This window comes from Salipiger abyssi, from assembly GCF_001975705.1.
Classification (GTDB): Bacteria; Pseudomonadota; Alphaproteobacteria; order Rhodobacterales; family Rhodobacteraceae; genus Salipiger; species Salipiger abyssi.
The window spans coordinates 1,196,311-1,218,247 of sequence record NZ_CP015093.1; the positions used below are offsets into that span (position 1 = coordinate 1,196,311).

The 21,937-nt window shown below is 67.6% G+C and carries 19 protein-coding genes and 1 pseudogene; 9 read left to right on the forward strand and 11 right to left on the reverse strand.

Going from position 1 to position 21,937, the window contains the following annotated elements; all coding sequences use genetic code 11:
* Positions 1-183: 183 nt before the first annotated feature.
* Positions 184-924, forward strand: a complete 741-nt coding sequence (locus Ga0080574_RS09435; protein ID WP_076697828.1) for an IclR family transcriptional regulator — start codon at positions 184-186, stop codon at positions 922-924.
* Here the strand turns inward: Ga0080574_RS09435 and Ga0080574_RS09440 are convergent.
* From Ga0080574_RS09440 to Ga0080574_RS09485, 10 genes are all read right to left on the reverse strand, one after another.
* A complete protein-coding gene (locus Ga0080574_RS09440) occupies positions 918-1,862 on the reverse strand; it encodes an NAD(P)-dependent oxidoreductase (RefSeq protein ID WP_076697839.1) in 945 nt (314 codons plus the stop codon). The genes Ga0080574_RS09435 and Ga0080574_RS09440 overlap by 7 nt on opposite strands.
* A 10-nt stretch (positions 1,863-1,872) precedes the next feature.
* The gene (locus Ga0080574_RS09445) at positions 1,873-3,354 is read right to left on the reverse strand and encodes an aldehyde dehydrogenase (RefSeq protein ID WP_076697850.1); all 1,482 of its coding nucleotides are present in this window, start codon (positions 3,352-3,354) and stop codon (positions 1,873-1,875) included.
* 15 nt (positions 3,355-3,369) lie between these two features.
* Positions 3,370-4,497 carry an AbrB family transcriptional regulator gene (locus tag Ga0080574_RS09450; protein ID WP_076697856.1) on the reverse strand — a complete coding sequence of 376 codons (1,128 nt, stop codon included), beginning with the start codon at positions 4,495-4,497 and terminating at the stop codon, positions 3,370-3,372.
* Positions 4,494-5,867, reverse strand: a complete 1,374-nt coding sequence (locus tag Ga0080574_RS09455; RefSeq protein ID WP_076697861.1) for an aminotransferase — start codon at positions 5,865-5,867, stop codon at positions 4,494-4,496. Before Ga0080574_RS09455 ends, Ga0080574_RS09450 begins: the two co-directional genes overlap by 4 nt.
* Before the next feature lie 223 nt (positions 5,868-6,090).
* The gene (locus tag Ga0080574_RS09460) at positions 6,091-7,176 is read right to left on the reverse strand and encodes a methylglyoxal synthase (protein WP_076697865.1); all 1,086 of its coding nucleotides are present in this window, start codon (positions 7,174-7,176) and stop codon (positions 6,091-6,093) included.
* A gap of 131 nt (positions 7,177-7,307) precedes the next feature.
* Positions 7,308-8,591 (reverse strand): NAD(P)/FAD-dependent oxidoreductase, encoded by a 1,284-nt coding sequence (locus tag Ga0080574_RS09465; RefSeq protein ID WP_076697872.1) that lies wholly within the window; start codon positions 8,589-8,591, stop codon positions 7,308-7,310.
* Positions 8,592-8,724: 133 nt separating this feature from the next.
* Positions 8,725-9,555, reverse strand: coding sequence for a metal ABC transporter permease (locus tag Ga0080574_RS09470; protein WP_076697879.1), 831 nt, complete (start codon positions 9,553-9,555; stop codon positions 8,725-8,727).
* A complete protein-coding gene (locus Ga0080574_RS09475) occupies positions 9,552-10,376 on the reverse strand; it encodes a metal ABC transporter permease (protein ID WP_269466630.1) in 825 nt (274 codons plus the stop codon). Before Ga0080574_RS09475 ends, Ga0080574_RS09470 begins: the two co-directional genes overlap by 4 nt.
* A gap of 32 nt (positions 10,377-10,408) precedes the next feature.
* On the reverse strand, positions 10,409-11,299 hold the full coding sequence (locus tag Ga0080574_RS09480) for a manganese/iron ABC transporter ATP-binding protein (RefSeq protein ID WP_076697891.1): 891 nt from the start codon (positions 11,297-11,299) through the stop codon (positions 10,409-10,411).
* Positions 11,300-11,333: 34 nt separating this feature from the next.
* Complete coding sequence (locus tag Ga0080574_RS09485) at positions 11,334-12,236, reverse strand: metal ABC transporter substrate-binding protein (RefSeq protein ID WP_076697901.1); 903 nt, start codon at positions 12,234-12,236, stop codon at positions 11,334-11,336.
* A 147-nt stretch (positions 12,237-12,383) separates the two neighbouring features.
* On the opposite strand from Ga0080574_RS09485, the gene Ga0080574_RS09490 reads away from it, so the two are divergent.
* Positions 12,384-12,806: a Fur family transcriptional regulator gene (locus tag Ga0080574_RS09490; protein WP_076697903.1), complete on the forward strand. Its 423-nt coding sequence runs from the start codon at positions 12,384-12,386 to the stop codon at positions 12,804-12,806.
* A gap of 20 nt (positions 12,807-12,826) precedes the next feature.
* Positions 12,827-14,269: a cobyric acid synthase gene (locus Ga0080574_RS09495; protein ID WP_076697914.1), complete on the forward strand. Its 1,443-nt coding sequence runs from the start codon at positions 12,827-12,829 to the stop codon at positions 14,267-14,269.
* A gap of 60 nt (positions 14,270-14,329) precedes the next feature.
* On the opposite strand, the gene Ga0080574_RS09500 is transcribed toward Ga0080574_RS09495, so the two are convergent.
* Positions 14,330-14,620: a DUF2218 domain-containing protein gene (locus Ga0080574_RS09500; RefSeq protein ID WP_076697919.1), complete on the reverse strand. Its 291-nt coding sequence runs from the start codon at positions 14,618-14,620 to the stop codon at positions 14,330-14,332.
* 137 nt (positions 14,621-14,757) lie between these two features.
* Between Ga0080574_RS09500 and Ga0080574_RS09505 the strand changes: the two genes are divergently transcribed.
* From Ga0080574_RS09505 to Ga0080574_RS09530, 6 genes and pseudogenes are all read left to right on the forward strand, one after another.
* A complete protein-coding gene (locus Ga0080574_RS09505; protein ID WP_076697922.1) occupies positions 14,758-15,657 on the forward strand; it encodes a siderophore ABC transporter substrate-binding protein in 900 nt (299 codons plus the stop codon).
* 6 nt (positions 15,658-15,663) lie between these two features.
* On the forward strand, positions 15,664-16,599 hold the full coding sequence (locus Ga0080574_RS09510; RefSeq protein WP_076697925.1) for an iron chelate uptake ABC transporter family permease subunit: 936 nt from the start codon (positions 15,664-15,666) through the stop codon (positions 16,597-16,599).
* Positions 16,592-17,536 (forward strand): iron chelate uptake ABC transporter family permease subunit, encoded by a 945-nt coding sequence (locus Ga0080574_RS09515; RefSeq protein WP_076705830.1) that lies wholly within the window; start codon positions 16,592-16,594, stop codon positions 17,534-17,536. The genes Ga0080574_RS09510 and Ga0080574_RS09515 overlap by 8 nt, the downstream gene beginning before the upstream one ends.
* Positions 17,533-18,288: an iron ABC transporter ATP-binding protein gene (locus Ga0080574_RS09520; protein WP_076697928.1), complete on the forward strand. Its 756-nt coding sequence runs from the start codon at positions 17,533-17,535 to the stop codon at positions 18,286-18,288. Before Ga0080574_RS09515 ends, Ga0080574_RS09520 begins: the two co-directional genes overlap by 4 nt.
* 61 nt (positions 18,289-18,349) lie before the next feature.
* Positions 18,350-19,624, forward strand: coding sequence for an acetylornithine deacetylase/succinyl-diaminopimelate desuccinylase family protein (locus Ga0080574_RS09525; RefSeq protein ID WP_076697931.1), 1,275 nt, complete (start codon positions 18,350-18,352; stop codon positions 19,622-19,624).
* Positions 19,625-20,682: 1,058 nt separating this feature from the next.
* Positions 20,683-21,792: pseudogene (locus Ga0080574_RS09530) on the forward strand (IS5 family transposase).
* The last annotated feature ends 145 nt before the right edge of the window (positions 21,793-21,937 follow it).

The following is a 21,937-nucleotide window of genomic DNA, read 5'->3' on the forward strand; positions in this document are numbered from 1 at the left end:
TGTTGGTCCCATCCCTCTTTGCGGACGTCTCTTTCCGCACTGCCGGGGAATTTTACGATTGACGTCATTTCACAGGATAGAATACTTTTATGATAGATAGAATGATTGAGAGAAAGACCGCACAGGTCAAGCTGCGGATGCAGCATTTGCGGTATCGGCGTGGCATATTTTCGGGAGTGGCCCATGAACTCAGCACCGAAGCTCAAGACCAAGGGGGTCGAGGCGGTCGACAAGGCCCTGCGCATCCTGTCGCTCTTCGACAGCCGCAGCCCGACCCTGTCGCTCGGCGAGATCTCCGAACGCAGCGGCCTGGTCAAGAGCTCGGCGCTGCGGCTTCTGATCTCGCTTCAGAACGCGGGCTATATCACCATGACCACGGACAAGCGCTATGCGGTCGGGGTCGAGGCATTCCGCATCGGGCAGGTCTATCAGCACAGCCTGCGGCTCGAAGAGGTGATCCGACCGGTGCTGGAGGATCTGGTGCGCAAGACCGGCGAAAGCGGCTCTTTCTTCCGGCGCGAGGGCAATATGCGGGTCTGCCTGTTCCGCGCCGACACGCATCAGCCGCTGCGCGAACATGTGGCCGAGGGCGACGCGGTCGAGATCGGCAAGGGCGCGGCGGGGCATGTCTTCATGACCTATGGCGCGCTCGCCGGCGATGTGCCCGCCGGCGCGGACGATCTCGCGCGGCTGCCCGATGTGTCGATCGGCGAGCGCGGCCCGGGCATCGCCGGCATGTCGGCCCCGATCTTTGCGGTTGGTCAGGGGATGATCGGCGCGCTCAGCCTGTCGGGCCCGTCGCTGCGTCTGACCGAAGAGCGCATCACCGAGATGAAGCCGCATGTGCTGGCCGCCGCCGCGACGATCTGCACCCGTCTCGGCTCGCCCTTCTACGATGCCGCCGGCGGCGGCGAGGCTCAGTAGCCGCGCCCGGGCTCGACCACATCGCGCAGCGGTGTGCCGGCGAGATAGGCGTCGAGATTGGCCAGCAGCTTTTCGATGAACCGCGCCCGCGCGGCGCCACCGGTATAGGAAATATGCGGGGTGACCAGCACGTCGTCGCGCGCCAGGAGCGGATGGCCATCCGGCAGCGGCTCGGGCGTGGTCACATCCAGCGTCGCACCGGAGAGCGTACCGGCGTCGAGCGCCGCGAGCAGCGCCTCCTGATCGACGATCCGTCCGCGCGAGATATTGATGAGATGCAGACCCGGGCGCGCCTGCGACAGCAGCGCTGCGTTCACCATGCCCTCGGTCTGCGGCGTCAGCGGTGCCGCCACCACCAGGTAATCCACCGCCCCGATCAGCGCACCGGCAGAAGCGGCGGGGCGGGCATGCGGCTCGCTCTCGTCCCAGCCGCCGCGCCGCAGCGCCAGCACCTCCATGCCGAAGGCGGCAGCGCGGCGGGCAATCGCCTGTCCGATGGAGCCGTAACCGAGCAGACCCAGCCGCTTGCCGTCGAGACCGCCGAGCGGCACGTCGCGCCAGTCGTCGCGGCACCGCACACGCCGCGTATCGAGCGGCTTTTCCACCCGCAGCATCGCCGCCATGACATATTCCGCGATGGCCCCCGAGGTGAGCCCCCGCCCGCAGCTCACGAGCCGCCCCTGCTTCAGCCAGTCGGGATACCCCTCGACCCCGGCGGAAAAGGTCTGGACCCAGCGCAGGTTGGGCAGATCCGGGCCGGTGTCCGGCGCCTGTTTCCACGCCTCGAAGGCACCGGTGAGCAGGATCTCCGCCTCCTGTGGAATCTCCCAGGGGCGCTCGGCACCGGGCCGGGCGATCACCGTCGGCCCGCTGGGATGCTGGCTGAGCGCCTCGCCGACCTCGGCGGAAAGATGGTTGACGATGACGGGGCCGGGCATGGTCGGTCTCCTAGAGCGGGAACCCGTAGGGCACCTCGCCGGTCAGGTTGAGCCAGACCGATTTGGTCTGGAGGTAATCGGCGATCATCTCGACCCCGCCCTCGCGGCCGAGGCCCGAGGCCTTGTAGCCGCCGAAGGGTGCGATCTGGGATGTCGCCTTGTAGGTATTGACCCAGACCGAGCCGGCCTGCAACCGGGCCGCCACCCGATGCACCCGCGCCACGTCGCGGGTCCAGAGACCGGCGCCCAATCCAAAGGGGCTGTCATTGGCGATCGCCACCGCCTCCGCTTCGCCGTCAAAGGGGATGACGCTCAGCACCGGGCCGAACACCTCTTCGCGGGCGATGCGCATGTCGTTGGACACGCCGGTGAAAACCGTGGGCGCCACGAACAGGCCGGGGCCGCCTTCGGGGTCTTGCACCTGCGTGCCGCCGGTCACGCAGGTGGCGCCGTCCTCCAGCGCCCAGCCGATGCAGGTCATGATCCGATCGAATTGCGGGCGGTTGGCGACCGGGCCGATATCGGTCTCGGGCGACATCGGATCGCCCAGCCGGATCTTTTCGGTCAGCTCCACCACCCGCGCGACAAAGGCGTCATGCAGGTCGCGCTGCACCAGCAGCCGCGAGCCCGCGACGCAGCTCTGCCCGCCGGAGCCGAAGATGCCCGAGACGACGCCGCGCGCGGCAAGCTCAAGATCGGCATCGCCAAAGACGATATTGGGCGATTTACCTCCGAGCTCCAGGCTCACCGGCTTCAGATCCTGCGCGGCGGCGGCATAGACCGCGCGCCCGCCGGAGACCCCGCCGGTAAAGGCCACCTTGGCCACGTCCGGATGCCCGGTGAGCGCCGCGCCCACCTCGGCGCCGAGCCCGCCCACCACGTTGAGCACACCCGCGGGCAGCCCCGCCTCGCCCACCAGCCCGGCAAAGCGCAGCGCCGAGGCGGTGGTGAATTCCGAGGGTTTCACGACGGCGGTGTTGCCTGCCGCGAGCGCCGGCGCCAGTTTCCACGCGAGCAGCATCAGCGGCGAGTTCCACGGCGTGATCATGGCGATCACGCCCAGCGGCTCGTGACGCACATAGGTCATGTGACCGGGCCGCGCCTCGGGCAGCAGCTCGCCGCCGATCTTGTCGGCAAGCCCGGCATAGAAATTGTACCAGTCGGGAATGCGCTGCACCTGCGCATGCATCTCGGCAAAGGTCTTGCCGTTGTCGCGCACCTCGATCCGGGCGAGCTCTTCGGCATTCTCGGCCACGACCGCTGCGATCCGGCGCAGCATGCCCGCCCGCGCGGTGGGGCTGGCCTCGGCCCAGGGGCCGCTCTCGAAGGCCTGCTTGGCGGCGGCAACGGCGGCGCTCGCATCCTCGGCGCCCGAGCGCGGGATCAGCCCCCAGGCGGCGGCGCTATAGGGGTTTTCGGTTTCCATCCAGGCATCGCTAAGGGGCGGTTGGAAGGCGCCGCCGATATAGTTCTGCAATCGGTCGAGGGTCATGTACGGTCTCCGGGATTAGCGGTCGGGCCCGGCATCCCGACGCGCGGATGGCGCCCATCCGAGGCGGCAGGCCAGCCACCAGATCGGCTCGATCAGCAGGTTGCCGATCAGGATGCGGACGAGGTGAAAGCTCAGCACCAGCGGCACGGCAATACCGAGCGACTGGGCGGTGATGGTCATTTCCGGCATACCGCCCGGCGCCATGCCGAGCAGCGTCGCGCCGATATCGAGCCCGCCGAGCCTGGCGACGAGCAACGCCAGCGGCACCATGATCAGCGTCAGCAGCAGCGCCGACAGCACCGAGGCGATCACCAGCCGGTGGGCGCGCATCACGAAGTCCTGCGTCATCTGCGTGCCGAGCGAGACGCCGAGGATCACCTGGCAGACCGTCACCACCACATGCGGCAGCACCACGGGCTGCGCGCCGAAGGCGGAGAGGCAGATCGACATCAGGCAGGGCGCCAGCATCCAGGGATTGGGAATATAGAGCCGCTGCCCGATCCGCGCCACGACCAGCCCCGCCGCCGCGTAGAGCCCGATGCGCAGCAGCGTCGCGGGCTCGGCGCTGGCGGGCATCGCCTCGGCCACGGCGCGGGACAGCTCGGCGTGATGCGGCACGAAAAAGGTGATCATCGTGGGATAGATCAGCACCACGGCGATCAGCCGGATGGTCTGCGCCAGCACCACCTGCGGCTCGGAGGCGCCGGCGCGCTGCGCATGCACCGCCATCAACACCACCCCGCCCGGCACCGAGCAGAAAAACGCCGTCTTGGCATCGGTGCCGGCAATGGCGGTAAAGATCCGCGCGCCCAGTAGACCGGTGCCGAGGGTGAGGAACCCGCAGACGGTGATCAGCGGCAGGCTGCCGGCGATGGCGCGCAGGATCTCGGGCGTGAAGCTCTGCCCGAGCGACAGGCCCAGCACCACCAGCCCGTAGGGCCGCAACCGGCCAACCCCGGCCCTGACGCCGAAAAACGTAAAAGCCGCGCTGACGAACAGCGCCCCGGTCAGCCAGGCCAGCGGCAGCCCCAGCCGGTGCGCGCCCCAGCCGCCCAGCGCCGCCGCGGCCAGCACCGTGGCGCTGACGGCCAGAGCCTTCAGCCGCTGCGGCCCGGAACGGGCCGCTGGATCGGCAGGGCTCATCCGGCGATGGCCTGCGCGGTCTCGTCCAGGGCGCGGCGCAGCCGGGCGAACATCTCCTCCACCTCGGCGGCGGTGATGATCTGCGGCGGCGACAGCGCGATGCGGTTGCCGATGATCCGGGTGATGAGCCCGTTGCGCGACGCGCGCTCCTCAAAGATCTGCATGACCTTCAGCTCGGGCGGGTGCATCGCCCTGGTTTCCTTGTCGGCGACGATCTCGACCGCGCCGATCAGGCCCACGCCGCCGCTGTCGCCCACCAGCGGGTGGTCCTTCAGCGCCTCGAACCCGGCGAGAAAACCCGGCTCCAGCGCCTTTACATGGCCGACGAGATCCATTTCCTCGTAGATCTTCAGCACCTCCAGCGCCACCGCCGCCGCGACAGGGTGGCCGGCATAGGTGTAGCCATGGGTAAAGCTGCCGAACCGGTCGCTCTGCACCTTCATCTGCTCGAACACCCGCTCGCCGATCAGCACCGCCGAGATCGGCTGCATCGCCGCCGAGAGCGCCTTGGCGCAGGTGATCATGTCGGGGCGCATGCCGTAGGTCTGGCTGCCCCACATCTCGCCGGTGCGGGCAAAGCCGCAGATGACCTCATCGGCCACGAAGAGGATGTCGTATTTGGCCAGAACCGCCTGGATCTTTTCGTAATAGCCGTCCGGCGGCACAATCGCCCCGCCCGAGCCCAGCAGCGGCTCGGCCCAGAAGGCGGCGATGGTCTCGGGGCCCTCGGCGAGGATCATCTCCTCGAGCTCGTCGGCCAGCCGGGTGGAATAGTCCTGCTCGCTCTCGCCGGGTCTGGCGTTGCGGTAGTAATAGGGCATCGCGGTGTAGAGGAACCCGTCGAAGGGCAGCCCGTAGCCGGTGTGGAATTTCGGCTTGCCGGTCAGACAGGAGGTGATGGTCGAAGTGCCGTGATAGCTCTGCTCGCGCGAGATGATCTTGCGCCGCTGCGGCGCGCCCTTCGCATCCCAGTAATACCAGACGAGCTTGATCGCGGTGTCGTTGGCCTCCGATCCCGAACATTGCAGCAGCACATGGTCGAACCCCTCGGGCGCGATGGCGGAAAGCTTCGCCGAAAGCTCGGCGGCGGGGGCGTTCGCGGCGCCCCGGAAGATGTGGTAATAGCCGATCTCGGTCAGCATCTTCGCGGCCACCTCGGCGATGCGCGCATTGCCGAAGCCGAGCGAGGCGCACCACAGCCCCGCCGCCGCCTCCAGATAGCGGTTCCCCGCATCGTCGATCACATAGATGCCCTCGCCCCGCGTGATCACCAGCGGCTCGGCCTCCGGCTGGGTGCGCAGATTGGTATGGGGATGGACGACATGTTTCGCATCCTGCGCGCGGATGCTGTTGGAGAGAGGCAGGGTCATGAGAGGTTCCGCAATTTGTGTTATTCTACTCAGTAGAACTTACTTTTATAGAATAGAACTCGGTGCGCGCGAGCTTCAAGGTGAAATCCGCGCGGCGCGGGATAAACCTGCCGGGCTGCTGCAAGATCGGGCATATTTGCACGAGATCGAAGACGGTGCTGCATCCGCGCAGCCGCCATCCGCGCTGTCCGATATGTGAGTCTTCCCGCATCGCGGGCGTCGGTCAGACGCGCCCGGAGCCCGGCGCCATCAGCAGCGCTGTGGCGATCATATCGGCGGCGGAGGGGCCCAGCGCCAGCGGCGTGTCATGCAGCACCGAAAGCCGGGTCAGTGCCTGAAGATCCGCCTCGCCGCCATGCGGGACGGTGGGGTCGGCAAAGAAGATCACCGCATCGAGCTCGCCGGTGGCGATCAGCGCGCCGAGCTGCTGGTCGCCGCCATGCGAGCCGCGCTGCAGGCGGCGCAGGCTGAGCTGCGGCGCGGCCTCGGCGATCATCCGGCCTGTGCCGCCGGTGCAGACAAGCCGGTGCCCCGTCAGCGCCGCGGCGTGGCGGGTGACCCAGGCGCGCAGATGCGCCTTGCGTGTGTCATGCGCCGCCAGCGCGATCCGGCGCGGCGCGGTCGAGTGCGTCCGGGCACGCGCCGTCATGCCGAGGATCGCCCGCACCTGCGCGGCAAAGCCCGGCCCCTCGGCGGGAAAGGCCCCGGCCAGCGCGGCGGTGCCCACGGTAAAGCCCGCCGCCCCGGCCTCGGCGGCGGCGAGAATGCGCGCCTCGCTGTCGATGCTGCCCGCCATGATCACCGGCTTGCCCAGCGCCGCGCAGACATCGCGCATCAGCGCCGGCACGTCGCCGGAGAACCGGTAGGCCAGCAGGTCGAGCCCGTGCACATGTTCGAGATCGGCAAGCCGGCGGGCGGAGTCCACCACCGCGCTGCCCGGCCCTTCGAGCACGCTGGGATGGCCGGTGATCTGGCCGGCAAAGGGGTAATAGCGCAGCGGATGGTCCCGGGTGACCTGCGTCACCGCCTGCGGACGCGTGCCGCCCAGCAGACAATCCACATCCAGTTCCACCGCTGCGCGGGCGGAGGCCAGCTCGCTGGACTCGTCGAGGCTCACCACTTCCAGATAGGAGCGCCCGCCGGCGGCGCGGATGGCATCGGCGAGCCCTTTCAGATCGGCAAAGGGCAGCCCGACATCCTTGAAACCGATATGGCGCACGCCGCCCTCCAGCGCCTCGTCGATCCGCGCCCGCGCGTCGGGAATCGTCCGGTCGTTCTCGGTGAGCATCAGGATGAAGTCGAAAGCCATCGGCGGGATCTTTGCTGTGAAAGGCGGGACCGGCGGGCCGCGAGCGCATGGGCCGGTGTCTCGCATGAGAGCGTAGCGCCGTGCGACGGGGAGACGAAGAAAAACTTTCCGTCCGGGCGGCGGCGCGTCAGTCAGGAGGCGAAGCCCAGCCTGTCCTTCATCCAGTAATACCGCACGCCGATATCCATCACCGGCCCGCGCAGCGCATGCCAGCCGATGGGCCGGATCGGGGTTTCCGGCAGCGGCAACGGCGTGCCCTCGGCGAGCCGGTCTGCCAGTGCCGCGCCCATGGCGGTGGCCATGGCCACCCCGCGCCCGTTATAGGCGGCAACCGCCCAGAGCCCCGGCTCGGGCTCGTGGATATGCGGCAGGTGATCCATGGTCAGCGCGAGATGCCCCGACCATGCCATATCGACCCTTGCGTCCGCGATCTGCGGAAAGAGCCGGCGCATCCCCTGCTCCAGCGCGTCCTGCAAGCCGGTGGAATAGACCGGCCCGGTGGCGCCGCGCCCGCCGATCACAAGGCGGCGGTCTTGCGTCAGGCGGTAGTAGAAGGCCAGCTTGCGGGTCTCGGAACAGCAGGCGCCCTGCGGCAGGATCGTCGCGGCGACCGCCTCGGGCAGCGGTTCTGTCGCGACGATGGAGGATTGCACCGGCAGGATCGAGCGCGCCATGCGCGGCATGAGCCTGTCGTTATAGGCGTTGGTCGCCATCACCACGGTCTGGCCGCGCAGGCTACTGCCGCCGAGATCCACCCGCCAGCCCGCCCCCTCGCGCAGCACCGCCATGGCGCGCGCGCCGGTGACGATCCGGACGCCCGCCGCCCGCGCCGCACGCGCAAGCCCCCGCGCATAGGAGAGCGGATTGACCAGCCCGGCGCGCAGATCGCGCCAGCCGCCGTGATAGATCCGCGTGCCGGTGGCCTCCGCCATGGCGTCGGCGTCGTAGATCTCGACCGGCGCGCCCTCGCGCTCCCATTCCCGTGCCCTGCCATGCACCGCGCGCAGCGCCTTGGCCGAATGTGCGCCCTGGATCCAGCCCTGCCGCGTCGCGGCGCAGGCGATGCCATGCCGCTCGATCAGGTCGAACACCCGGTCCGCCGCGCCGCCGGCGAACTCCACCAGCCTACCGCCCGCCTCCGCCCCCCAGCGGGCGCGCATCTCTGCCGGGTCGATCTTGAGCCCCGGGATCACCTGCCCGCCATTGCGACCCGAGGCGCCGAAACCGATCTTTTCCGCCTCGATCAGCGTCACCGCGACGCCGCGCTCGGCCAGATGCAGCGCGGTGGAGAGCCCGGTAAAGCCGCCGCCGATCACCAGCACCTGCGCATCCTCGGGCGCGTCGCTGCCCGGGTCCGGCTCCTTTGCGGTGGCGTACCAGAGCGAACGGTCCCAGAGATCGGCGGAAAGGGTCATGAGCGCATCTCCATCCGGGCGCGCCGCGCGCCGCCCGGAGCATTGAACGATAGCGCGATTGGTTTCACCGCCGCCGGGGCTTTGCAAGGCAGGGCACAGGCAAAGGCGCGGAAATCGCGCCCTTGCCGCCGGTTCAGCCCATTTGCGTGGCGCGCCGCGTCAGCCAGAGCCGCCGGGCAAAGGCCAGCCCGAAAAGCGCCGTCAGGATCAGCACGATGGTGGGCGCGGGCGCGCTGTCGAGGAACACGCTCAGATAGGTGCCGCTCAGCATCGAGACCAGGCAGGCGAAGCAGGCGACCACCAGCATGTGGCCGAAGCTGCGGGTCACCAGAAACCCGATGGCCCCCGGCGCGATCAGCAGCCCGACCGCCAGGATCAGCCCGGTCGCCGTCAGCGTCGCGACGATGGTCAGCGACAAGAGCGCCAGCAGCCCGTAATGCAGCAGCCCCACCGGCAGGCCCGAGACCCGCGCCTGCGCCGGATCGAAGGCGTGCAGCAGCAGATCCTTCCAGCTCAGCAGCAGCGCCGCGGTGACGAAGAGCGAGATGATACCGGCGGTCCAGAGATCCTGCGCGCCCACCCCCAGCATATTGCCGAAAAGGATGTGGTCGAGATGCATGGCGGTGTCGATCTGGGTGTAGATGACGATGCCGAGCCCGAACATGCCGGAAAACACGATGCCCATCACCGTATCCTGCTTGACCCGGCTGTTGCGCGACAGGAACCCGGTGGCGAGCGCCGTGAACATGCCCGCCGCAAAGGCGCCCAGCACCAGCGGCAGCCCGGCCACATAGGCCAGCACCACGCCGGGCAGGATGGCATGGCTCACCGCGTCGCCCATCAGCGCCCAGCCCTTGAGCACCAGAAAGCACGACAGCAGCGCCGTCGGGATCGCCACGATGGCGCAGATCAGGAAGGCGTTCTGCATGAAGGCGAACTGGAAGGGCATCAGAAGCTCGCTCATGCCACGTCCTCCCGCAGCGCCTCGGCGGCCCGGCGTCGCGCCGCCAGCATCCCGTGCCGTGGCGCAAAGACAAAGGCCGCGAGGAAGAGCAGCGTTTGCAGCACCACGATCACCCCGCCGGTCGCGCCGTCGAGGAAAAAGCTGAGATAAGCGCCGAAAAAGGCGGTCAGCGCGCCGATAGCGACGGAGGTCACGATCAGCCGGGGAAAGCGGTCGCAGAGCAGATAGGCGGTGGCGCCGGGCGTCACCACCATGGCGACCACCAGAAATGCCCCCACCGTCTGCATCGCCGCCACAACCGAGGCCGAGAGCAGCGTGAAGAACACCGCCTTGAGCAGCCCGGGCCGCAGCCCGATGCTCTGCGCGTGCGCCTCGTCGAAGAACACCGCCATCAGGTCGCGCCACTTGGCCAGCAGCACCATCAGCGACACCACCCCGATGATCGCCAGTTGCAGCGTGTCCCCCGGCGAGATCGCCAGGATATTGCCCATGGTGATGGTCTGCACCGAGACCGCCATCGGGTTGACCGAGACCATGAACAGCCCCAGCCCGAAAAAGCTGGTAAAGATGATGCCGATGATCACGTCGACCTTGAGCCCGGACCGTTCGGACAGCATCAGCATCGCCGCCGCGGCGAGACCGCCCGAGAGGAACGCGCCCAGCGCAAAGGGCAGGCCCAGCATATAGGCGCCGGCCACCCCGGGCACCACGGAATGCGAAAGCGCGTCGCCGATCAGCGACCAGCCCTTGAGCATCAGATAGGCGGAGAGAAAGGCGCAGACCGCGCCCACCAGCGCCGAGACCCACATGGCGTTGGACATGTAGCCATAGGCAAAGGGTTCCAGCAGCACGCTCACTGCTCCTCTCCCCGCACGCGGGTCTCGTCGCCATATTGCACCAGCGGGCGCTCGTCATCGGTGAGGATCGTAACGTGCCGCGCATCGTCGTCCTCGTGCAGATCGCCACCGCCCAGGGTGAAATGCCGCAACACCCCGCCAAAGGCGCGTTCGAGGTTCTCGCGGTTGAACACCCGCGCGGTCGGGCCGTGGTCGAGCACCGTGCCCTTTACCAGAACCGTGCGGTCGCAGAACTCCGGCACCGAACCGAGATTGTGGGTCGAGACCAGCATCACCCGCCCCTCCTCGCGCAGCTCGCGCAACAGCGCGATGATCTGCTCCTCGGTGGTCACGTCGACGCCGGTAAAGGGCTCGTCGAGCAGGATGATCTGCCCGTCCTGCGCCAGCGCCCGCGCCAGGAAGACGCGCTTTTTCTGACCGCCCGACAGCTCGCCGATCTGGCGGTGACGGAACTCCAGCATATTGACCCGGCGCAGCGCGGTCTCGACGGCGTCGCGGTCGGTCCGGCTGGGGCGGCGCAGAAAGCCCATATGGCCGTAGCGCCCCATCATCACCACATCCTCGACCAGCACCGGAAAGGACCAGTCGACCTCTTCGGCCTGCGGCACATAGGCGACGAGGTTGCGCTTCAGCGCCTGTTTGACGGTGTGGCCCAGCAGCCGGATCTCGCCCTGCGCGACGGGCACAAACCCCATGATCGCCTTGAAGAGCGTCGATTTCCCGGCGCCGTTCACCCCTACCAGCGCGGTCACGCTGCCGCGCGGCACCGCAAAGCTGGCGCGGCGCAGCGCGGTGTGGCCGTTGCGGTAGGTCACCGTCACGTCGCGGGCCCATAGCCCCTCGTCCGGCGCCTGCGCAGGCTCGGCGGGATCGGATCGCTGGATCATCTCTGGCATCCTTCCGGCAAGGGTCATGGCGCGCTCACTCGCCGGTTCCGGTCAGGCCGCGCGCGATGGTCTCGGAGGTCACCCGCAGCAGGTCGAGATAGCTGGGCACCGGGCCGCCGGGCTCCGACAGGGAGTCGACATAGAGCACCCCGCCATAGGCTGCACCGGTCTCGCGGGCGACCTGCTCGGCGGGCGCCGTATTGACCGTGCTTTCGCAGAAAACCGCCGGAATGTCATGCGCCTCGACGCTGTCGATCACGGTCTGCACCTGCCGGGGCGTGCCCATCTGGTCGGCGTTCATCGGCCAGAGGTAAAGCTCCTGCATGCCGAAATCCCGCGCCAGATAGCTAAAGGCGCCCTCGCAGGTCACCAGCCAGCGCTGCGGCTCGGGGATCTGTGCGATCTCGTCGCGTAGCGGCTCCAGCGTGTCGCGCAGGGCCTGTTTGTAGTCCTCGGCGTTCTGCGCGTAGGTCGCGGCATTCTCCGGATCGTGCTCGGCAAAGGCAGCCGCGATATTGTCGATATAGATCAGCGCATTATCCAGCCCCATCCAGGCATGCGGGTTGGGCTTGCCCTCATAGCTGCCGGCGCCGATGGCGATCGGGTCGATGCCCTCGGAAAGCGTCACCGAGGGGATATCGCCGAGATTGTCGAGAAACTGCGCGAACCAGAGCTCCAGATTGAGCCCATTCCACAGGATCAGATCGGCGCCATGGGCGCGGAACAGATCGCGCGGCGTCGGCTCGTAGCCGTGGATCTCGGCCCCCGGCTTGGTGATCGAAACCACCTCCGCCGCGTCGCCCGCCACGTTCTGCGCCATGTCGGCAAGCACGGTGAAGGTGGTCACGACCTTCATCTTCTCCGCCGCCAGTGCAGCCTGCGCGGAGCAAAGGCCGACAAGGGCGGCGACAGCAAGGCGCTTCGGGATGGTGGGCATGGGCTCTCCTTTCAGAATTGCCTCATGTAAATGCGACCCATTCTCATCTGTCAAGTACGTAAATGCGACGCAGTCGCAGCTTCAAATTGTTGCAAGCCTCCCCCGCCGACGATACCAAGGGGCTCACTTCACGGATGGGCGGATCGGATGAACGCGGAAACGACGGAATTTGCCGACGCGCTGCGCGCGGCGGGGCTGCGGGTCACCCAGCAACGCATGAGCGTTCTGTCGATTCTGATGGAGGCGCAGGACCATCCCAATGCCGACGAGGTCTTTACCCGCGCCAAGGAGATCGACGGCTCGGTCTCCTTCGCCACGGTCTACCGCACGCTCGCGGCGCTGGAAGAGGCCGGGCTGATCCGGCGGCTGAGCTTCGAGAACGAGCCGGCGCGGTTCGAGATCATGCCGGTTTCCGAGCACGACCACATGGTCGATATCGACACCGGCGAGGTGATCGAGATCGACAGCGCAGAGATCAACCGGCTGCGTCAGGAGCTGGTGGCGCGGCTGGGCTACGAGATCGTCCACCAGCACACGCTGATCCGCGCCCGCAAGAAGCCGGTGAGCTGAGCCGCGGCGGAGGGCATGCCATGACCGCGCTGATGATTCAGGGCACCGGCTCGAACGTGGGAAAGTCGATGCTGGTGGCCGGGCTCTGCCGCGCGGCACGGCGGCGCGGGCTGTCGGTGGCGCCGTTCAAGCCGCAGAACATGTCCAACAACGCCGCCGTCACCGCCGATGGCGGCGAGATCGGTCGCGCCCAGGCCTTGCAGGCGCTGGCCTGCGAGCTGCCGCCGCACACGGATATGAACCCGGTGCTGCTGAAACCCGAAACCGATACCGGCGCGCAGGTCGTGGTGCAGGGCAAACGCCTGACCTCGACCCGGGCGCGCGACTATCCGCACCTGAAACCGCGTCTGATGGCGGCGGTGCAGGAGAGCTTTGCCCGGCTGCGCGCCGCCCATGATCTGGTGATCGTCGAGGGCGCCGGCAGCCCCGCCGAGGTCAATCTGCGCCGCAATGATATCGCCAATATGGGCTTTGCCTGCGCCGCGGATGTGCCGGTGGTGCTGGCCGGCGATATCGACCGGGGCGGTGTGATCGCGCAAATCGTGGGCACGCAGGCGGTACTCTCCGAGGAAGATAACGCGATGATCGCCGGGTTCCTGATCAACCGGTTCCGGGGCGATCCCAGCCTCTTTGACGACGGTTATGCGCTGATCGCCGACCGCACCGGCTGGCCCGGCTTCGGCGTGCTGCCATGGTTTCCCGATGCCTGGAAACTGCCCGCCGAGGACGCGCTCGACATCGGCGCGCCGGAGCGCAGCGGCGGGCTGCATGTGGTCTGCCTCGCCCTGTCGCGGATCGCGAATTTCGACGATCTCGACCCGCTGGCGCAGGAAGAGGGCGTTAGGCTCACCATGCTCGGCCCGGGCCGCGCGATCCCGGGCGATGCGGATGTGGTGATCCTGCCCGGCAGCAAATCCACCCGGGGCGATCTGGCGTTTCTGCGCGCGCAGGGCTGGGATGTGGACCTTGCGGCGCATATCCGGCGCGGCGGTCATGCGCTGGGGATCTGCGGCGGCTATCAGATGCTCGGGCGCAGCGTTGCCGATCCCGACGGGATCGAAGGCGCGCCGGGCACCGATCCCGGGCTCGGCCTGCTGGAGATCGACACGGTGATGACCGGCGACAAGCGGCTGACGGAAACCCGGGCGGTGCATGCCGCCACCGGTACAGGGTTTCACGGCTACGAGATTCATATCGGTCGCAGCGACGGGCCGGACCGGGCGCGGCCCTTTGCCACGGTCGGGCCCCGCCCCGAAGGCGCCGTCAGCGCGAACGGGCGGGTCTGCGGCAGCTACCTGCACGGCATGTTCCGCGACGACGCGTTCCGCGCCGCCTGGCTGGCCGGGTTCGGCGTGCAGGCGGCGGGGCGCTATGACGCGAGCGTCGAGACGGTGCTCGACGCGCTTGCCCGCCACATGGAAACCCATCTCGATATCGGCGGGCTGCTCGGGCTCGCGCGCTGAGTCGTTACGGTCCCGTTGCGCAGAGAGCAGTAGGCTGGAAACCCGCCCTACGCCGCCTAATCAGGCGGCGCTCCAAGCCATTTTCTCGAACCCCTCGCGGAAAGCGAAACGCTCCAGATGCTTGTCGATGATGCCACGGGCGCGCTCCAGCCCTTCATCGCTCTCGGCACTGATCTCGGCCCGCAGCGCCTCGCCGGAAGCGCTCAGTGTCGCCGGCCCGGTGGGCAACGCCATGCGGGCCGAGGTTTCATCATACTCCACGTCGATCTTGTGGGCGAAATGCTTGCAGAGCTGCTGAAGGTATTTCGATGCGTTGGACGTCTGGAAAGTGCCGGTCTCGTGCAGGGGCATGGCTGCGCTCCAAAAGTTGATTGTTTATGTCAGATTATGCATTGCGGCGCAGAAGCACAATCCTGTATCCAGCTCACATCCTTGCGAAGCCGGCGACCCGCCATGCCACGCGCCCATTTCCGACCGGGATCTTACAGATGCGTACCCTCCTGATCGCGGGGCTGCTGGCCTGCGCCACTGCCGCCTCCGCCGACACCGTCAGTGTCGAAACCGCCACCGGAACCGCCGAGGTGCCCGCCTCCCCCGAGACCGTCGCCGTGTTCGACGTTGCCGCCATCGACACGATCTCGGCGCTCGGTCAGCCGATCGCCGGGGTGCCGCAGCCGCTCTATATGGACCGGCTGGAGGCCGCGACCGAGGGCGCGGAGCCCGTCGGCACCCTGTTCGAGCCGGATTTCGAGACGCTGGCGGTGATGCAGCCCGACCTGATCGTCGTGGGTGGGCGCTCCTCCGCCCAGGCCGAGGCGCTGGGGCAGATCGCGCCGGTGATCGACATGACGATCTGGGGCGACGGCATGGTCGAACAGGCGAAGGCCCGCATCGATGCCTATGGCGAGATCTTCGGGCGGCAGGACGCCGCCACCGAACTCAGCGCCGCGCTCGACGACAAGCTCGCCGAGGCGCGCGAGACCGTCGCCGGCAAGGGCAATGCGCTGATCCTGCTGACCAATGGCGGCAAGATCTCGGCCTTTGGCGCCGACAGCCGGTTTGGCTGGCTGCATGGCGCGCTGGATCTGCCCGAGGCGCATCCGGGGCTCAGCTCTGAATCGCACGGTCAGGCGGTCTCCTTCGAGTTCCTCGCCGAGACCGATCCCGACTGGCTGCTGGTGATCGACCGCGGCGCCGCCATCGGCGCCGAGGGCGAAGCCGCCGCCGCGACGCTCGACAACCCGCTTGTCGCCCGCACCAAGGCGGCGCAGCAGGGCCATATCGTCTATCTCGACGCGGCACCGCTCTATATCGCCGGCGGCGGGGCGGGCGCGATGATGCACACGCTCGACGAAATCGTCGCCGCCTTCACCCCGGACGAAGGCTGACGCCCTTTGCGCCGCTGGCTCTTCCCCCTTGCCGCGCTTGCCGGCCTCATCGCGCTCAGCCTGTCGCTGGGCGCGGCGAGTTTTGGCGAGGACGCGGGCTGGCTGCTGATGGTGAGCCGCCTGCCCCGCACCGCAGCGGCGCTGCTGGCGGGCGCCGGGCTGGCGCTGGCCGGGGTGGTGGTGCAGCAGGTGGTGCAGAACCGGCTGGTCGAGCCCTCGCTCACCGGCGCACCCGAGGCGGCGATGCTGGGGCTGCTGGCGGTGACGCTGCTGGCGCCGGGCCTTGCGGTGGCGGGCAAGATGCTGATCGCCGCCGGCTGCGCGCTGGCCGGCATGGCGGGCTATCTGGCGCTGGCCGCGCGGCTGCCGCGCGAAGACCCGATGCTGCTGCCCATCGTCGGCATGGTCTATGGCGGCATTCTCGGCGCCATCGGCGTCTGGGCCGCGTGGTCCGCCGATCTCATGCAATATCTCGGTGCCTGGCGGCTGGGCGAGTTCTCCGGCGTGATGCAGGGGCGCTATGAATGGCTCTGGGCCATCGCGGCGCTGGCCGGGCTGCTCTATGTCATCGCCGACCGCATCACCATTCTGGGGCTGGGCGAGGCGCAGGCCCGCAGCCTCGGGCTCGACTACGCGCAGACCCGCGCGCTGGGGCTGGTGGTGGTCTCGGTGATCACCGCGCTGGTGCTGGTCACCGTCGGCGCCTTTCCCTTTGTCGGGCTCGTGGCCCCCAACCTCGTGGCGCGCTGGCGCGGCGACAATTTGCGCGCCAACCTGCCGCTGATCGCTTTGGGCGGCGGCGCGCTGCTGCTCGCCGCCGATGTCATCGGGCGGCTGATCCGCTACCCGTTCGAGATCCCCGCCGCCACCGTGATCGCGGTGTTCGGTGCCGGCGTCTTCCTCTGGCTGCTGCATGCCGCCCCGGGGCGCCGGCATGGCTGAGCGGCGCGTACTCTGGCTGGCGCTGGCGCTGCTGGCGCTCTGCGCCGCGTTCCTCGCCTGGCAATTGCGGGCGCCGATGGGCTTCATCCTCGGGCTGCGCGCCGCCAAGCTCGGCGCGCTAGTCTGCGTCGGGGCCGCCACCGGAGCCGCCACGATCCTGTTCCAGACCGTCGCCTCGAACCGGCTGCTGACGCCGGGGCTCGTGGGGTTCGACGCGCTGTTCATCCTGCTGCAAACGCTGCTGGTGCTGGCGCTTGGCGGCGTCGGGCTGGCGCAACTGCCCGCCAGCCTGCGTTTCGGCATGGAGGTGATCGCGCTCGCCGCCGCCTCCACCGCGCTTTTCGGCCTGCTGCTGCGCCGCGACGCGCGCGACGTGACGCGAATGATCCTGACCGGCATCATCCTTGGCGTGATGCTGCGCGGGCTGGCCGAGATGGTGCAGCGGCTGATGGACCCGTCGGATTTCGCGGTGGTCCAGCAGGCGATGTTCGCGAGCTTCGGGCGGGTCGAGCCGCAGCAGCTCGCGGTCTCCGCCGTGGTGCTGCTTGCCGCGCTGGCCGCCGCGCTGCGCATGGCGCCGGCGCTCGACGTGGCAGCGCTCGGGCGCAGCACCGCGCGCGGGCTCGGGCTCGATCACGACCGGCTGGTGCTGGTGACGCTGTTGCTCATGGCGGCGATGGTGTCGGTCTCGACCGCGCTGGTGGGGCCGATCACCTTTCTCGGCCTGCTCACCGCCTCGCTCGCCCGCCAGCTCACCGGCAGTCACCGCCACGCGATCCTGCTGCCCGCCGCCGCGATGATCGGCGCGCTGATCCTCGTCGCGGGGCAATTCGTCTTCGAGCGGCTCATGGGCAGCCAGTCGGCGCTGGCGGTGATCGTCGAGCTCTTTGGCGGGCTGCTCTTCCTCGCCCTCGTCCTGAAACGGAGACGCCGATGATCGAGATCGCCGATCTGCACTATTCCGCGGGCCACACCCCGATCCTGCACGGCATCACCACCACGCTGGAGCGCGGCGGGATCACCGCGCTGATCGGGCCGAACGGCGCCGGGAAATCGACGCTGCTGCACTGCATCTCGGGGCTGGAAAAACCGTCCTCGGGCAGCGTCCGCATCGACGGCATCGACCCGTTCACCGTGCCGCACCGGCAGCGCGCCAGGACGGTCGCGCTGCTGCAACAATCGCCGGCGCTGGTCAGCCGGCTGACGGTGCGCGAGCTGGTGGGCTTTGGACGCTGGCCGCATCACCAGGGCCGCCCCGGGCCGGAGGACGCCGCCCAGATCGACCGCGCGCTCACCGCCTTTGCGCTGGACGATCTCGCCGGGCGCAGCATCGACACGCTGTCCGGCGGGCAGCGGCAGCGCGCCTTTATCGCGATGACCTATGCGCAGGATACGCCGTGGATGCTGCTCGACGAGCCGCTCAACGCGCTCGACCCGCGCCACGCCCGCGATCTGATGGCGCGGCTGCACGCGCTGTCGCGGGGCGACAAACGCAGCATCGTCATCGTGCTGCACGACATCAACGCCGCCGCCGGCTGGGCCGACCATATCGTCGCGATGAAGGACGGGCGCATCCTGGCGCAGGACAGCAGCGCCGCGCTGCTCACACCGGAAGTGCTGCGCGAGGTGTTCGACACGCCTTTCGACCTGCTGCATCACAAGGGCCGGCCCGTGGTGGTGGCGCGCTGAGACCCGCGCGCGGCTTGATGGCGTCTTGCACCGCCCCGCGATCCCGTGAACAGTGGCGCCCATGAGCGACACCCTCTCCCAAAGGATCGAGGCGCGGCGCGACGAGCTGATCGCGCTGACCCAGGATCTGATCCGCATCCCAACGCTGAACCCGCCCGGCGAGAATTACCGCGCGGTCTGCGACTATCTCCGGCAGCGGCTGGAGGCGCGCGGCTTTGCCTGTCAGATGATCCGCGCCGAGGGCGCCCCCGGCGACAGCGATCGCTATCCGCGATGGAACCTCGTTGCCCGGCATGAAGGGGCGCAGAGCGGCGACTGCGTGCATTTCAACTCGCATCACGACGTGGTCGAGGTCGGCCATGGCTGGACCCGCGATCCCTTTGGCGGCGAGCTCGACGGCGACCGGATCTATGGGCGCGGCGCCTGCGACATGAAGGGCGGTCTCGCCGCCTCCATCATCGCCGCCGAGGCCTTTATCGACGCGCATCCCGGCTACGCCGGCGCCATCGAGATCAGCGCCACGGCCGACGAGGAATCCGGCGGCTATGGCGGTGTCGCCTATCTGGCGGAGCAGGGGTTATTCGCGCCCGAGCGGGTGCAGCATGTGATCATCCCCGAACCGCTCAACAAGGATCGCATCTGCCTCGGCCATCGCGGCGGCTGGTGGGCGGAGATCGAGACCAAGGGCGAGATCGCCCATGGCTCCATGCCCTTCCTCGGCGATTGCGCGGTGCGCCACATGGGCGCGGTGCTGGCGGCCTTCGAAGAACGGCTGTTCCCCGCCATGGCGGCGCGGCACACCGATATGCCGGTGGTGCCCGAAGGCGCGCGCCAATCGACCATGAACATCAACTCGATCCATGGCGGCCAGCCCGAGAACCCGCCGGATTTCAACGGCCTGCCCGCCCATTGCGTCCCCGACAGCTGCCGTATCGTGATCGACCGGCGTTTTCTGATCGAAGAGACCGTCGAGGGCGTGCGCGACGAGGTGATCGGGCTGCTCGACGATCTCAAGGCCCGGCGCGCCAATTTCGACTACGAGATCCGCGAGCTGAACCGGGTGATCCCGTCGATGACCGACCGCGAGGCCCCGGTGGTGCGCACGGTGACCGAGGCGATCCGCGAGGAGCTGGGGGCGGAGGCGACCTATGTCGCCTCGCCGGGCAGCTACGACCAGAAACATATCGACCGCATCGGCAAGCTGAAGAACTGCATCGCCTACGGGCCGGGCGTGCTGGAGCTGGCGCACAAGCCCGACGAATGGGTCGGCGTGACCGATATGCTCGGCAGCGCGCGGGTGATGGGCCGCAGTCTGGAACATCTGCTGGTCGGCTGAAAGCCGGCACGCGCGCGTGAGCGGCACCTCAGTTCAATGGATGCGCCCTCTGCCCCAGAGAAGAGAAGTTGGGTCCAACGTGCACAATTTGGTTGCGAGGGAGTCGCCCCCGATTTGACCCTGCGGCTGTAAGTGGTTGATTTTACGAGAAGCAGGAAATCCGGTCAAAATAAAACCCTGCTGCCGGATTGGCTTAGCAGGGTTTCTATGCCTGGATTGGTTGCGGGGGCGTGCAGCCAACGATACTTGCGATTGGTCGAACGCCAAATCCCCAAACTCGCCGCTTAATATAACTTACTGACATCGTTTGGGAAACCCTGCTTTTGAGGTATTCATGCCTCGCATTTAGCAGCAGAGACCGGTCAGTCCCCGACCGAAGCGACAGCCGCACTAGTGACTCCCGCTGGCGCATCAATTGCTGCCTGATATCGTCGATAGTCAGTCGAGCTGCCGACGATGGCATTCCGGACCCAGTCAAGGATCTGCGTCTGTTCGCTTCGGGGCTTCCGGTTGAAGTCATCTGGCAAATGCCAGACGAGCCGGCGCTCGTTTCGCCGCTGATTTCGGTTCAGAGCGCAGCCGATACTCGGCAACCGCCCTAACGACAGCATCGAAGACGGGCTGAAGACTGGAGCGGACATGCGCCAGACGCGAAGCATCCATCCCCAGTCGCTCCGCCAGTGTTTTAATATCCAGACCACTGCCCCAGTAGGGCGGATTCGTTTCGTTCGAGCAGGTCCGCGTGGCATTCTCGCAGCGTGCGCACTTCGTCCAGAGTGAGCAGCGGGGCGAGCCTCAGGTCGCAATATTCTGCAATCCTGCGCGGCGTGATAGTTGAACGTGTTGATTTCATAATGTGTTTTCGGATAGTCGTGGGGCGGCGGGATTATCGGAAGAGAGCAAAGCGTAAAAGTGTGCTAGGGGCCTAGCAGGCCGCTGAAGAAGTCGGTCCTGGCCCTCGCTCGGAGAACATGGTTCTTCCTTCTCCACATTGGCCAAGGGAGAACATCATGCGCGGATCGGATGAGGTGAGCGGATCGCTGTTCAGCTAGGTTGATCTGGAGTCCCGCATCCCGGCGCGCCATCCGCTGCGCCTGATCCGCCGGATCGTCAATGAGGCGCTGGTCAGCCTCGATGCCGATTTCGCCGCGCTCTACACCGATTTCGGCCGTCCCTCGATCGCGCCCAAGAAACTGATCCGAGTCAGTCCGATTCAGATCCTGTTTTCGATCCGCTCGGAGCGGCAGTTGATGGAGCAGATGGATTACAACCTGATGTTCCGCTGGTTTGTCGGGCTTGGCATCGATGATGCTATTTGGGTCCCTACGGTGTTCACGATGAACCGCGATCGGCTGCTGAACACCGAAATGTCGCGCAAGGTCATGGCCGCGATCCTCGAGCACGTGCAGGTGGCGCCGCTCTTGTCGGAGGATCACTTCTCGGTCGACGGCACCCTCATCAAGGCCTGGGCTTCGATGAAGAGCTTCCAGCCGAGAGATCATGGCTCTGATGATCCCGGCGATCCGCCCGGCCCGAACGATACCCCGACCTCCAGCAGCACGCCACCTTCCGAGACGCCCCCGATGCCCCGCCCGACCCACCGCAGCCGCAATGACGAAGTCGATTTCCGCGGCGAGAAACGCTCGAACGCCACCCATGCCTCGACCACCGCCCCCGACGCGCGGCTCTATCGCAAGTCACCCGGCACCGGTGCGATGCTCAGCTTCATCGGTCATGCGTTGATGGAGAACCGGGCCGGTCTGATCGTTCAGGCCGATCTCACCTAGGCGGATGGCACCGCCGAAAGACGCGCGGCGCTGGACATGATCCACCGGCATTCACCGGGCTCGACGCGGCGCCCGACACTCGGGGCGGATCGCGGCTTCGATGTGGCAAGCTTCGTCGCCGACTTGCGCCAGGCCTGCGTCACACCCCATGTCGCCCAGAAGCGCCGACATTCCGCCATCGATCGCCGCACCACACGACATCCCGGCTATGCCGTCTCGCTCAAGCACCGCAAACGCATAGAAGAGACTTTCGGATGGGCCAAGACCACCGGCGGCATGGCGCAGACGATGCTGCGCGGCATCGAACGCGTGCGCGCCCGCTTCATCATGACGATGGCCACCGGCAACCTCGCCAGATTGCCGAAACTGCTCCCCGCATGAAGGCGACAGCCGTCTGCTAGCAGAAATCATGCGCTGGAAAGCCAGAACATCCCCACGGGCAACCAAGAAAGTGTTCCGCAGAAACGACTAATTCAGCGGCCTGCTAGAGAGCCGATCCCAGCGAAGCATATCTGCCTTTCGCTTT